Below are 14,045 nucleotides of genomic sequence, written 5' to 3' on the forward strand. Positions count from 1 at the left end.
AACAATTTCCATTTTTGAATTAATTATCAATTAACCTATTGATAACAATAAAGATAAAGTTTAATTACAAGATGAGGCGAATTTCGGAAATAAAAAAGGCACCCGAAGGTGCCTGTTTCAAGATGCTGAAACGCTTTAGGATCGTCCGTCATAGACGATTAATCCAATGTTGGATTCATGTGACGCAGATCGTATGGCGTGATCTGGTAGACGTAATAGTTGAGCCAGTTAGTAAACAGCAAATTGCCGTGGCTTCGCCAGGTCGCTCGGGGTTTGTTTTGCGGATCGTCCTTCGGGAAATAGTTGTACGGAACTTCCGGCGTTAGCCCCGCTTCGACATCGCGAAAATATTCACTCGCGAGCGTGTTGGCATCGTATTCCGGGTGTCCGGTGACAAACGCGATACGCTTATCTTTGCTGGCAAACAGATACGCATCGCCATTCTCTGTCTCGGCAAGGATCTCGAGGTCGGTATATTCCCGAATTAACGCTGCCGGGAAATCGGCATAACGTGAATGCGGCGCCAGGAACGAGTCATCAAAACCGCGCGTCAACAGCGCGTGGGGATGAAGAATGTGATGCTCGTAGACGCCGGAAAGTTTGTCTGTGCGGGTTTGTTTAGGAATACCGTAAAGGATGTTCAGCGCGGCCTGTACCGCCCAACAGACAAACAGGGTGGACGTGACGTGGTCTTTCGCCCATTCAAGCACCTGTTTGATCTGTGGCCAATAGGCGACATCATTGAATTCCACCAGACCCAGCGGCGCACCGGTGACGATTAGACCATCGAAGTTTTGATCGCAGATATCTTCAAAGTTGCAGTAAAAATTGTTCAGATGCTCCGCTGGCGTATTACGCGATTCACGCGCGTCAATCCGCAGCAGTTGCACATCGACCTGCAGCGGAGAGTTTGAGAGCAGCCGTAAGAACTGATTTTCAGTTTCGATTTTCTTTGGCATCAGGTTGAGGATGAGCACCTTTAGCGGACGAATTTCCTGACCTGAAGCGCGAGAGGTTGTCATAACAAAGACATTTTCCTCACGCAAGAAATTGACGGCGGGTAGCTCGTCCAGCACGCGAATCGGCATAACCTGATAACCTCACTACATACGTTTAAACGTTTAGACATCCAGATAGCTGAAGATACCGAGAATTAACCTGAATGTCGAGTCTGCATGTGAAAGGTGAGAAAGTTTCACGACGACATATGTATTAGACTATAAGCAGGAGAAAAAGGAGAGATTATGGTTATTTCCATTCGCCGATCGCGGCATGATGAAGGGGAGAAATTGGTGGCTATCTGGTGTCGTTCGGTTGATGCCACGCATGATTTTCTGTCTAAAGAGTACCGAATTGAACTTGAAGAACTGGTGCGTTCTTTTCTACCTGAAGCACCACTGTGGGTGGCTGCCAATGAGAAGGATGAGCCCATCGCGTTTATGCTGCTTACAGGGGAGCATATGGATGCGCTGTTTGTCGATCCGGACGTGCGCGGCTGTGGCGTAGGTAAGATGTTGATAGAGCATGCGCTTACGCTGGCACCTCATTTGACGACCAATGTGAATGAACAGAACGAACAGGCCGTTGGGTTTTATAAAAAGATGGGATTCCAAGTGACAGGTCGTTCAGAAGTGGATGATTTGGGGCGCCCGCATCCGTTGTTAAACCTGGCTTATTGCACGCTGTAGGCCGGATAAGGCAGAGTTGCCATCCGGCAACTCTGCTCTGCGGGGCAAAAACGCAAAAAGCCCATCCGTCAGGATGGGCTCTTCACTTATTTGATGCCTGGCAGTTCCCTACTCTCACATGGGGAGACCCCACACTACCATCGGCGCTACGGCGTTTCACTTCTGAGTTCGGCATGGGGTCAGGTGGGACCACCGCGCTAAAGCCGCCAGGCAAATTCTTTGTGCTCAGTACGCAATATTTTATCGCATCAGCTGCGTTGGCCGCATTCGCGAACCTCAGTCACATACTTATGTATGCTCCTTCCGTCGCTTCACTTGCCGCCTTGCCGCTGCGCAAACTATTGCGCACTACAATCTGTAATCAAAGCTGAAAATTCTCTCAATTCCGCCAAAACATCTTCGGCGTTGTAAGGTTAAGCCTCACGGTTCATTAGTACCGGTTAGCTCAACGCATCGCTGCGCTTACACACCCGGCCTATCAACGTCGTCGTCTTCAACGTTCCTTCAGGAGACTTATAGTCTCAGGGAGAACTCATCTCGGGGCAAGTTTCGTGCTTAGATGCTTTCAGCACTTATCTCTTCCGCATTTAGCTACCGGGCAGTGCCATTGGCATGACAACCCGAACACCAGTGATGCGTCCACTCCGGTCCTCTCGTACTAGGAGCAGCCCCCCTCAATTCTCCAGCGCCCACGGCAGATAGGGACCGAACTGTCTCACGACGTTCTAAACCCAGCTCGCGTACCACTTTAAATGGCGAACAGCCATACCCTTGGGACCTACTTCAGCCCCAGGATGTGATGAGCCGACATCGAGGTGCCAAACACCGCCGTCGATATGAACTCTTGGGCGGTATCAGCCTGTTATCCCCGGAGTACCTTTTATCCGTTGAGCGATGGCCCTTCCATTCAGAACCACCGGATCACTAAGACCTGCTTTCGCACCTGCTCGCGCCGTCACGCTCGCAGTCAAGCTAGCTTATGCCTTTGCACTAACCTCCTGATGTCCGACCAGGATTAGCTAACCTTCGTGCTCCTCCGTTACTCTTTAGGAGGAGACCGCCCCAGTCAAACTACCCACCAGACACTGTCCGCAACCCGGATCACGGGCCTACGTTAGAACACCAGCCATTAAAGGGTGGTATTTCAAGGGCGGCTCCACGCAGACTGGCGTCCACGCTTCAAAGCCTCCCACCTATCCTACACATCAAGGACCAGTGTTCAGTGTCAAGCTATAGTAAAGGTTCACGGGGTCTTTCCGTCTTGCCGCGGGTACACTGCATCTTCACAGCGAGTTCAATTTCACTGAGTCTCGGGTGGAGACAGCCTGGCCATCATTACGCCATTCGTGCAGGTCGGAACTTACCCGACAAGGAATTTCGCTACCTTAGGACCGTTATAGTTACGGCCGCCGTTTACCGGGGCTTCGATCAAGAGCTTCTCCTTACGGATAACCCCATCAATTAACCTTCCGGCACCGGGCAGGCGTCACACCGTATACGTCCACTTTCGTGTTTGCACAGTGCTGTGTTTTTAATAAACAGTTGCAGCCAGCTGGTATCTTCGACTGATTTCAGCTCCACGAGCACGTCGCTTCACCTACATATCAGCGTGCCTTCTCCCGAAGTTACGGCACCATTTTGCCTAGTTCCTTCACCCGAGTTCTCTCAAGCGCCTTGGTATTCTCTACCTGACCACCTGTGTCGGTTTGGGGTACGATCTGATGTTACCTGATGCTTAGAGGCTTTTCCTGGAAGCAGGGCATTTGTCACTTCAGCACCGTAGTGCCTCGTCATCACGCCTCAGTGTTAAAGTGAACCGGATTTACCTGGTACACACACCTACACGCTTAAACCGGGACAACCGTCGCCCGGCCAACATAGCCTTCTCCGTCCCCCCTTCGCAGTAACACCAGGTACAGGAATATTAACCTGTTTCCCATCGACTACGCCTTTCGGCCTCGCCTTAGGGGTCGACTCACCCTGCCCCGATTAACGTTGGACAGGAACCCTTGGTCTTCCGGCGAGCGGGCTTTTCACCCGCTTTATCGTTACTTATGTCAGCATTCGCACTTCTGATACCTCCAGCATACCTCACAGTACACCTTCACAGGCTTACAGAACGCTCCCCTACCCAACAACACATAGTGTCGCTGCCGCAGCTTCGGTGCATGGTTTAGCCCCGTTACATCTTCCGCGCAGGCCGACTCGACCAGTGAGCTATTACGCTTTCTTTAAATGATGGCTGCTTCTAAGCCAACATCCTGGCTGTCTGAGCCTTCCCACATCGTTTCCCACTTAACCATGACTTTGGGACCTTAGCTGGCGGTCTGGGTTGTTTCCCTCTTCACGACGGACGTTAGCACCCGCCGTGTGTCTCCCGTGATAACATTCTTCGGTATTCGTAGTTTGCATCGGGTTGGTAAGTCGGGATGACCCCCTAGCCGAAACAGTGCTCTACCCCCGAAGATGAATTCACGAGGCGCTACCTAAATAGCTTTCGGGGAGAACCAGCTATCTCCCGGTTTGATTGGCCTTTCACCCCCAGCCACAAGTCATCCGCTAATTTTTCAACATTAGTCGGTTCGGTCCTCCAGTTAGTGTTACCCAACCTTCAACCTGCCCATGGCTAGATCACCGGGTTTCGGGTCTATACCCTGCAACTTAACGCCCAGTTAAGACTCGGTTTCCCTTCGGCTCCCCTATTCGGTTAACCTTGCTACAGAATATAAGTCGCTGACCCATTATACAAAAGGTACGCAGTCACCCCATAAAAGAGGCTCCCACTGCTTGTACGTACACGGTTTCAGGTTCTTTTTCACTCCCCTCGCCGGGGTTCTTTTCGCCTTTCCCTCACGGTACTGGTTCACTATCGGTCAGTCAGGAGTATTTAGCCTTGGAGGATGGTCCCCCCATATTCAGACAGGATACCACGTGTCCCGCCCTACTCATCGAGCTCACAACATGTGTGATTTTGTGTACGGGGCTGTCACCCTGTATCGCCGGCCTTTCCAGACCGTTCCACTACCACATATGCTGATTCAGGCTCTGGGCTGCTCCCCGTTCGCTCGCCGCTACTGGGGGAATCTCGGTTGATTTCTTTTCCTCGGGGTACTTAGATGTTTCAGTTCCCCCGGTTCGCCTCGTTAACCTATGTATTCAGTTAACGATAGTGCAACGAATTGCACTGGGTTTCCCCATTCGGACATCGCCGGCTATAACGGTTCATATCACCTTACCGACGCTTTTCGCAGATTAGCACGTCCTTCATCGCCTCTGACTGCCAGGGCATCCACCGTGTACGCTTAGTCGCTTAACCTCACAACCCGAAGATGTCTTGTTCTGTCCGGTTTGTTGCGCGTTGTGAATACTGCGTTGTTCCGTACTCGCGATGCTCATGGACATTAAGTCCACTGCGCTCGCTGCGTGCGGTACGCCTTGTCTTCACTTCGCTCACTTCACCTTTTACAGGTTATCTTCTGATTGCGAAAATTTGAGAGACTCGAACACACATTGACTGTGTGTCGTTTCAATTTTCAGCTTGATCCAGATTTTTAAAGAGCAAATATCTCAAACATGACTCGTAAGTCAGTTTTGAGATATGACGGCCGGTGACTTTCACTCACAAACCAGCAAGTGGCGTCCCCTAGGGGATTCGAACCCCTGTTACCGCCGTGAAAGGGCGGTGTCCTGGGCCTCTAGACGAAGGGGACGTAAAGTCTCAATCGCAAGACGCCTTGCTATTTACTTTTCATCAGACAATCTGTGTGGACACTACAAAGGCAGGTTCTTTAAGGTAAGGAGGTGATCCAACCGCAGGTTCCCCTACGGTTACCTTGTTACGACTTCACCCCAGTCATGAATCACAAAGTGGTAAGCGCCCTCCCGAAGGTTAAGCTACCTACTTCTTTTGCAACCCACTCCCATGGTGTGACGGGCGGTGTGTACAAGGCCCGGGAACGTATTCACCGTGGCATTCTGATCCACGATTACTAGCGATTCCGACTTCATGGAGTCGAGTTGCAGACTCCAATCCGGACTACGACATACTTTATGAGGTCCGCTTGCTCTCGCGAGGTCGCTTCTCTTTGTATATGCCATTGTAGCACGTGTGTAGCCCTGGTCGTAAGGGCCATGATGACTTGACGTCATCCCCACCTTCCTCCAGTTTATCACTGGCAGTCTCCTTTGAGTTCCCGGCCGGACCGCTGGCAACAAAGGATAAGGGTTGCGCTCGTTGCGGGACTTAACCCAACATTTCACAACACGAGCTGACGACAGCCATGCAGCACCTGTCTCACAGTTCCCGAAGGCACAAATCCATCTCTGGATTCTTCTGTGGATGTCAAGACCAGGTAAGGTTCTTCGCGTTGCATCGAATTAAACCACATGCTCCACCGCTTGTGCGGGCCCCCGTCAATTCATTTGAGTTTTAACCTTGCGGCCGTACTCCCCAGGCGGTCGACTTAACGCGTTAGCTCCGGAAGCCACGCCTCAAGGGCACAACCTCCAAGTCGACATCGTTTACGGCGTGGACTACCAGGGTATCTAATCCTGTTTGCTCCCCACGCTTTCGCACCTGAGCGTCAGTCTTTGTCCAGGGGGCCGCCTTCGCCACCGGTATTCCTCCAGATCTCTACGCATTTCACCGCTACACCTGGAATTCTACCCCCCTCTACAAGACTCTAGCCTGCCAGTTTCGAATGCAGTTCCCAGGTTGAGCCCGGGGATTTCACATCCGACTTGACAGACCGCCTGCGTGCGCTTTACGCCCAGTAATTCCGATTAACGCTTGCACCCTCCGTATTACCGCGGCTGCTGGCACGGAGTTAGCCGGTGCTTCTTCTGCGGGTAACGTCAATTGCTGAGGTTATTAACCTCAACACCTTCCTCCCCGCTGAAAGTACTTTACAACCCGAAGGCCTTCTTCATACACGCGGCATGGCTGCATCAGGCTTGCGCCCATTGTGCAATATTCCCCACTGCTGCCTCCCGTAGGAGTCTGGACCGTGTCTCAGTTCCAGTGTGGCTGGTCATCCTCTCAGACCAGCTAGGGATCGTCGCCTTGGTGAGCCGTTACCTCACCAACAAGCTAATCCCATCTGGGCACATCCGATGGCAAGAGGCCCGAAGGTCCCCCTCTTTGGTCTTGCGACGTTATGCGGTATTAGCTACCGTTTCCAGTAGTTATCCCCCTCCATCGGGCAGTTTCCCAGACATTACTCACCCGTCCGCCACTCGTCAGCAAAGCAGCAAGCTGCTTCCTGTTACCGTTCGACTTGCATGTGTTAGGCCTGCCGCCAGCGTTCAATCTGAGCCATGATCAAACTCTTCAATTTAAGTTTGATGCTCGTAGAATTAAACTTCGTAATGAATTACGTGTTCACTCTTTGAGACTTGGTATTCATTTAGTGTCCGAGGACATTAAGAATCCATGTCACTTTGAGTGCCCACACAGATTGTCTGATAAATTGTTAAAGAGCAGTTGCGACGCGCTTCAGCGCTCTGTCGCGAGGTGGCGTATATTACGCTTTCCTCTTTCAGAGTCAACCCTGAATTTCAGGATTTTTCTCTTCATCGCCACTGGCGTTTTTCTGTGAAGTGATTCACATCCGCCGTGTCGATGGAGGCGCATTATAGGGAGTTCCCGAGCATCCGCAATAGAAAAATTGCAGAAAAATGACTGACTGCTGCATTCCCCAGCAAAACCCCGCTTTATACCCTTTTACACACAGACTTATCCACAATTGCACGATTCCTTTCGCGGATCTCACCGTCCAGAGCGGCTATCTATAGAAGGAAAATTAACGCCAATATCGAAACAGAAAAATTCGCGAGCGTTGCGCAAACGTTTTCGTTACAATGCCCACCGCAAAACTAAGATGCCCCGTAAGGGGCGTTAGCTGAGTTTTTCACGAAAAATTCAGCTAACGCTCTCTGTAATAGTCAAATCCAGGGGATTTACCATGCAACAACGTCGTCCAGTCCGCCGCGCTCTGCTCAGTGTTTCTGACAAAGCCGGTATCGTTGAATTCGCCCAGGCACTTTCCGCTCGCGGTGTGGAGCTTCTGTCTACAGGGGGCACCGCCCGTCTGTTAGCAGAAAAAGGTCTGCCAGTGACCGAAGTTTCCGATTACACCGGTTTCCCGGAAATGATGGATGGACGCGTGAAGACCCTGCATCCGAAAGTCCACGGCGGTATTCTTGGTCGTCGTGGTCAGGATGATGGGATTATGGAACAGCACGGTATCGCCCCCATCGACATGGTCGTCGTGAATCTTTATCCGTTCGCCGAGACCGTCGCACGTGAAGGCTGCTCGCTGGAAGATGCGGTAGAAAACATTGATATCGGCGGCCCGACCATGGTTCGCTCCGCAGCGAAGAACCATAAAGATGTCGCCATCGTGGTGAAGAGCAGTGACTACGACGCCATTATTAAAGAGATGGATGCCAATGAAGGCTCGCTGACTCTCGATACCCGTTTCGATCTCGCCATTAAAGCTTTCGAGCACACCGCCGCCTACGACAGCATGATCGCCAACTACTTCGGCAGCATGGTTCCGGCTTATCACGGCGAAAGTAAAGACGCTGCCGGACGCTTCCCGCGTACACTGAACCTGAACTTCATTAAGAAGCAGGATATGCGCTACGGCGAGAACAGCCACCAGCAGGCTGCCTTCTATATAGAAGAGAATGTAAAAGAAGCTTCCGTTGCCACCGCACAGCAAGTTCAGGGCAAAGCACTCTCCTACAACAACATCGCCGATACCGACGCTGCGCTGGAATGTGTGAAAGAGTTCAACGAGCCAGCCTGCGTTATCGTTAAGCACGCCAACCCATGCGGCGTGGCGGTAAGCACCTCTATTCTGGACGCTTACGATCGCGCATATAAAACCGACCCGACCTCCGCGTTCGGCGGCATTATCGCCTTTAACCGCGAGCTGGATGCCGAAACCGCGCAGGCAATTATCTCCCGCCAGTTTGTCGAAGTGATCATCGCGCCGTCTGCTACCGAAGACGCGCTGAAAATCACCGCCGCCAAACAGAACGTTCGCGTCCTGACCTGCGGTCAGTGGGCAGAGCGCGTACCGGGTCTGGACTTCAAACGCGTCAACGGCGGTTTGCTGGTTCAGGACCGTGACCTGGGAATGGTCACTGCGGGTGAACTGCGTGTCGTCACGAAGCGCCAGCCCACCGAGCAGGAACTGCGTGATGCGCTGTTCTGCTGGAAAGTGGCGAAATTCGTTAAATCCAACGCCATTGTCTACGCCAAAGAGAATATGACCATCGGCATCGGCGCAGGCCAGATGAGCCGCGTCTACTCCGCGAAAATTGCAGGCATTAAAGCTGCTGATGAGGGACTGGAAGTGAAAGGTTCCGCCATGGCGTCTGATGCCTTCTTCCCGTTCCGCGATGGCATTGACGCCGCTGCCGCCGTTGGCGTGAGCTGCGTTATCCAGCCTGGCGGTTCCATCCGTGATGATGAAGTGATTGCCGCCGCTGATGAGCACGGTATTGCGATGATCTTCACCGACATGCGCCACTTCCGCCATTAATGGAGCGAAACATGAAAGTATTAGTGATTGGCAACGGCGGGCGCGAGCACGCACTGGCGTGGAAAGCAGCCCAGTCGCCAAAAGTGACAACCGTGTTTGTCGCGCCAGGTAACGCCGGTACCGCGCTGGAACCGACCCTGCAAAACGTCGCCATTAGCGCTACCGATATTCCGGCACTACTGAACTTTGCGCAGAGCGAGAAGATCGACCTGACCATCGTTGGTCCGGAAGCGCCGCTGGTAATTGGCGTGGTGGATACCTTCCGCGCTGCGGGTTTGAAAATATTCGGACCAACCGAAGGGGCAGCGCAGCTTGAAGGCTCGAAAGCGTTCACTAAGGATTTCCTTGCGCGCCATCAGATCCCTACTGCCGAGTACCAGAACTTCACCGAAATAGAACCTGCGCTGGCCTACCTGCGGGAGAAAGGCGCACCTATCGTCATTAAGGCCGATGGTCTGGCCGCCGGTAAAGGCGTAATTGTCGCGATGACGCTTGCCGAAGCTGAAGCCGCCGTGCATGACATGCTTGCAGGTAACGCCTTTGGCGACGCGGGTCACCGCATTGTGATTGAAGAGTTTCTTGACGGTGAAGAAGCGAGCTTCATTGTGATGGTCGACGGCGAGCATGTCCTGCCAATGGCCACCAGCCAGGATCACAAACGCGTTGGCGATAAAGACACCGGACCAAACACAGGCGGCATGGGCGCGTATTCTCCGGCACCGGTAGTGACCGATGAAGTCCACCAGCGCACCATGGAACGCATCATCTGGCCAACCGTAAAAGGCATGGCGGCAGAAGGCAATACTTATACCGGTTTCCTGTATGCGGGTCTGATGATCGACAAGCAGGGCAACCCGAAGGTTATTGAATTTAACTGCCGCTTTGGCGATCCGGAAACCCAACCGATTATGCTGCGCATGAAGTCCGATCTGGTCGAACTTTGTCTGGCTGCCTGTGAAGGCAAACTGGACGAGCAGAAGTCTGAGTGGGATGAGCGCGCTTCACTGGGCGTGGTGATCGCGGCAGGAGGTTATCCTGGCGATTACCGCACGGGCGATGTGATCCACGGCCTGCCGCTGGAAGAAGTCGCGGACGGCAAAGTGTTCCACGCCGGCACGAAGCTGGCGGATAACGAACAGGTTGTCACCAGCGGCGGTCGCGTTCTGTGTGCCACTGCGCTGGGTCATACCGTGGCTGAAGCGCAGAAACGTGCTTACGCCTTAATGCGCGATATCCACTGGGACGATTGTTTCTGCCGCAAAGACATCGGCTGGCGCGCCATTGAGCGCGAGCAGAATTAACGCGACAGTTTCGCAAGCAGCGTTTTGCGCGTAATCCCTAACTGACGGGCGGCTTCTGTTTTGTTGCCGCCCGTTTTCTCCAGCGCCGCCAGAATCACCTCTTTTTCCACTTCCACCAGCGGTTGTATAACGTCTTCCCGTATCAAGGGGATTGCCGTGTTAGCAATAGCCAGCGGCAGCTCGCGTTCAGAGATGTACTCCCCGTGCAGCAGAACGACCGCACGCTCTATCGCGTTTTCCAGTTCGCGAATATTGCCCGGCCAGTCGTAATGAATCAGCAGATCCATCGCGCGTGGCGTAAAGCCTTTGACTGCTTTGCGATTGCGCTCGGCAAAGCGACGGAGAAAGTAGTCAGCCAGTAAGGGAATATCCTCCCGGCGCTGACGTAACGACGGCATTTCAATGGCCACCACGTTCAGACGATAATACAGATCCTGACGAAAACGGCCGGCGTTAACCTCTTCGGCCAGATCACGGTGCGTTGCAGCAATCAGGCGGACGTCGACGGAAAGCGTCTGATTACTCCCGACGCGCTGCACTTCACGCTCCTGAATCGCCCGAAGTAAGCGTACCTGCATCAAGGGTGAAATATCGCCAATTTCATCGAGAAACAGCGTGCCGCCGTCGGCTTCGACAAAACGCCCTTCCCGCCGCCGGTCGGCCCCGGTAAATGCTCCTTTTTCATGACCGAACAGTTCAGATTCCAGAAGTGACTCATTCAGCGCGGCACAGTTAAGCGTCACCAGCGGCTTGTCGCGACGCGCACTGCTGGCATGCAGGGCTCGCGCCACTAACTCTTTGCCGGTACCGGAGTCGCCGTGAATCAGTACCGTGGCGTCTGATGGAGCAACCATCGCAATTTCACTCAGGAGTTGCTGCATCGCCGGGCTTTCGCCGACCATGCCAAACTGCGTGGCGGACACCGAGGGCAGCTCGCTGGTGGAATCTCGCGTATGCGCCAGGGCGTTTTCCAGCGTCTCCTGAAGACGGTCAAAGTCCAACGGCTTGATGAGGTAATCCAGCGCGCCGGTTTTCAGCGCTTCGACGGCGGTTTCCACGCTGGAGTAAGCCGTCATAATCAAGACCGGAATCGCCGGGTTCAGCGCTTTGATCTCTTTAAGCGTTTCTATGCCATCCATTTCCGCCATGCGCACATCGCACAGCACAAGGTCATAAACATGCTCGCGAACTTTATCCAGCGCCGCGCGTCCGCTATAGGCCAGCGCGACGTCATAGCCCCAGCCGCGCAGTAAAGCCTGTAGAATTGTGCAGTGGCTGATGTCGTCATCGACCACCAGTATGTCAATCTTTGGGCGAATCATCCTTGTGGATCCTTACGTTTGCCTGTCACCGGTAGCCAGATAGTGAAAATGGCGCCTTTACCTGCCGGACTGTCCGCGTGAATGGTCCCACCGTGTTGTTCGATGATGTTCTGTACGACCGCCAGCCCCAGCCCCGTCCCGTCTGCTTTGGTGGTGAAATAGGGGGTGAAAATGGCGTCCAGTTGCTCCGGGGCGATCCCTTTTCCACTGTCTGTGACAGTGATTTTAACCCGTTCGGCACCGCCTGCGCTCGCCTCAATGCGGATGGTCCCCTGATGGTCGATGGCATGAATCGCATTCAGATACAGATTCAACAGCACCTGGGTCAATCGGTCCGGGTCGGCCTGAACCCTGGGCAGCGCTGCGTCAGGCATAAATTGCAGCACAATCTCCCTGCTATGAGCATCCTGGCTTATCAGTTGCAGAGAGTGTGCGATGACCTCGTTCAGATCCACCGTTTGTAGGGATAAATGCGCGGGCTTCACCAGTTCCAGCAGTTCGCTAACCACCCGGTTTAAGCGGTCGGCCTCTTTCGCCATCACCTGCGCCAACTCATGCGCTTCTCCCCCTGCGGGCGCGCGTTCGGCAAAATACTTTGCCAACCCTTTAATGGAGGAGAGCGGATTGCGAATCTCATGCGCGACGCCTGCCGCCAGGTGACCAAGCGCCACCAGCTTCTCTTTACGGTTTATTTCGTCCTGTAAAAGCTGGCGAGAACGCCTGTACCGCCGGTACCAGAAGAAGGTCAGGATTGTCGCCAGCAGTACGGTGGAAAGCGCGAACAGCATTATCAGCGTATTGCGCCACTCACGCGCCTGGGTGGTCGCTAAGTCGCGCGCATCAAAGGCGATAAAAATATACTGCGGATCAGAAACGATCGTTCTGGCTGCGTGACGCATCCTGTTGCCCATGCCGTGACCGCCCGAAACAAACAGCGGCTGGAACTGGCGGTAGATTTCCAGTGCGGGAACGGCATTCCCCTGCGCATCCAGCGCGTCAATCGATCGCCACTGCGCTTCTGCGTTCGGCGTTAATTTTTGCAACGCGTCAGCCGTATAGAGTATTTCACCGACCCGACCCGGATCGCTGTGCATGACAACGTTGCCCTGCGCGTCCGTCACGGCAAACCACAATACGCCAGGCTGCCCCGCCATCTCTTCAAGCAGCGCCTGCTGCTGGGCGTGGTGCATTCGCATCCCCATGCCGACACGGGTACCGGACTCCAGCGCGCGGATGAGCACGCTGCCCTTTTCCAGGAGCGTCTGTCGGGCAGCAGCACTTTCCCGGCCATAATCGCGAATGACCATCACGGCAAACAACCCGACCAGAATCAGTATCGCGGCGGGAAGCAAACCGCTCAGCCATTTCGCAGCGGTGTCCTTATGTTGTTGCATAACGCCATTCACTCGCTCTGTTACCCCATACATTCCTTGTTTCAGCAGAAATCATGCCAGCTTTCTTTGTCAATATCCCCGCCTTGCCACACAAACCGCCGATACAGACGAGTAAAAATGACTCGCTGCGTCAATCAGGTGGGTCATTTTTACTCGTTTCACCAACGGACGTGCGACCAGAACCCGCATCGCACGGGGAAAACACTTCTGGCACAGAAGATGCAAAAAGCAGGGTAAGACAACCCACAGGAGGACAGATAATGAAACGGAACACGAAAACAGGTCTGGCGCTAATCGCCCTTTCACTAATGGTTCTCGGCGCAAGCCCGGCATTGGCTCGGCATCACTGGGGGAACGGTGACGGTATGTGGCAGCAAAACAGCGGCGTCCTGAACGCAGAACAACAGGCTGCCGCGCAGAAAATCCATAATGAGTTTTACAACCAGGCGAATACGCTGCGCCAGCAGCTTATGTCTAAGCGCTATGAGTACAATGTGCTATTAACCGCCAGTTCGCCGGATAAAGCCAAAATCAATGCGGTGGCGAAAGAGATGGAAACGTTACGCCAGTCGCTGGATGAACTGCGCGTGAAGCGTGATGTCGCGATGGTTGAGGCTGGAGTCCCGCACGGCGCCGGAATGGGTTATAGCGGTTGCGGTGGCCGTGGCGGCGGTCATATGGGAATGGGGCGCTGGTAAATCGCTGATTGCCGGATAGTGGCTTGGGCTGCTCGTCCTGTAGGCCTGATAAGCGGAGCGCCATCAGGCATGGGATGTTGCCGGATGGC

Annotated in this window: 7 protein-coding genes, 1 tRNA gene and 3 rRNA genes; 4 read left to right on the forward strand and 7 right to left on the reverse strand. The window is 53.7% G+C overall.

The features are described 5' to 3' along the window. Positions 1-158: 158 nt before the first annotated feature. Entirely contained in the window at positions 159-1,088 is a 930-nt protein-coding gene (gene metA / locus HVY19_RS19185; protein ID WP_181682182.1) for a homoserine O-succinyltransferase, read from the reverse strand. 156 nt (positions 1,089-1,244) lie between these two features. Between metA and HVY19_RS19190 the strand changes: the two genes are divergently transcribed. Beyond that, positions 1,245-1,688 (forward strand): acetyltransferase, encoded by a 444-nt coding sequence (locus tag HVY19_RS19190; protein WP_181682183.1) that lies wholly within the window; start codon positions 1,245-1,247, stop codon positions 1,686-1,688. Between the two features lie 95 nt (positions 1,689-1,783). On the opposite strand, the gene rrf is transcribed toward HVY19_RS19190, so the two are convergent. The 4 genes from rrf to HVY19_RS19210 form a co-directional block, all read right to left on the reverse strand. Then, a 5S ribosomal RNA gene (gene rrf / locus HVY19_RS19195) occupies positions 1,784-1,899 on the reverse strand. A gap of 198 nt (positions 1,900-2,097) precedes the next feature. Continuing rightward, positions 2,098-5,004, reverse strand: a 23S ribosomal RNA gene (locus HVY19_RS19200). A gap of 318 nt (positions 5,005-5,322) precedes the next feature. After that, a tRNA-Glu gene (locus tag HVY19_RS19205) sits at positions 5,323-5,398 on the reverse strand. An 84-nt stretch (positions 5,399-5,482) separates the two neighbouring features. Further along, positions 5,483-7,024: ribosomal RNA gene (locus tag HVY19_RS19210) — 16S ribosomal RNA — on the reverse strand. Together the 16S, 23S and 5S rRNA genes with 1 tRNA gene alongside form the textbook arrangement of a ribosomal RNA operon. Before the next feature lie 627 nt (positions 7,025-7,651). On the opposite strand from HVY19_RS19210, the gene purH reads away from it, so the two are divergent. Then, the gene (gene purH, locus HVY19_RS19215) at positions 7,652-9,241 is read left to right on the forward strand and encodes a bifunctional phosphoribosylaminoimidazolecarboxamide formyltransferase/IMP cyclohydrolase (protein ID WP_181682184.1); all 1,590 of its coding nucleotides are present in this window, start codon (positions 7,652-7,654) and stop codon (positions 9,239-9,241) included. 11 nt (positions 9,242-9,252) lie between these two features. Next, complete coding sequence (gene purD, locus HVY19_RS19220) at positions 9,253-10,542, forward strand: phosphoribosylamine--glycine ligase (RefSeq protein WP_181682185.1); 1,290 nt, start codon at positions 9,253-9,255, stop codon at positions 10,540-10,542. Here purD and zraR read toward each other — a convergent pair. Then, on the reverse strand, positions 10,539-11,864 hold the full coding sequence (zraR, locus tag HVY19_RS19225) for a sigma-54-dependent response regulator transcription factor ZraR (protein WP_181682186.1): 1,326 nt from the start codon (positions 11,862-11,864) through the stop codon (positions 10,539-10,541). The two genes, purD and zraR, sit on opposite strands and share 4 nt — an antisense overlap. Next, a complete protein-coding gene (gene zraS / locus HVY19_RS19230; protein WP_181682187.1) occupies positions 11,861-13,258 on the reverse strand; it encodes a two-component system sensor histidine kinase ZraS in 1,398 nt (465 codons plus the stop codon). The genes zraR and zraS overlap by 4 nt, the downstream gene beginning before the upstream one ends. A gap of 260 nt (positions 13,259-13,518) precedes the next feature. On the opposite strand from zraS, the gene zraP reads away from it, so the two are divergent. Continuing rightward, positions 13,519-13,956, forward strand: a complete 438-nt coding sequence (zraP, locus tag HVY19_RS19235) for a zinc resistance sensor/chaperone ZraP (RefSeq protein ID WP_181682188.1) — start codon at positions 13,519-13,521, stop codon at positions 13,954-13,956. Positions 13,957-14,045: the final 89 nt, after the last annotated feature.

The organism is Citrobacter sp. RHB25-C09 (assembly GCF_013836145.1).
Classification (GTDB): Bacteria; Pseudomonadota; Gammaproteobacteria; order Enterobacterales; family Enterobacteriaceae; genus Citrobacter_A.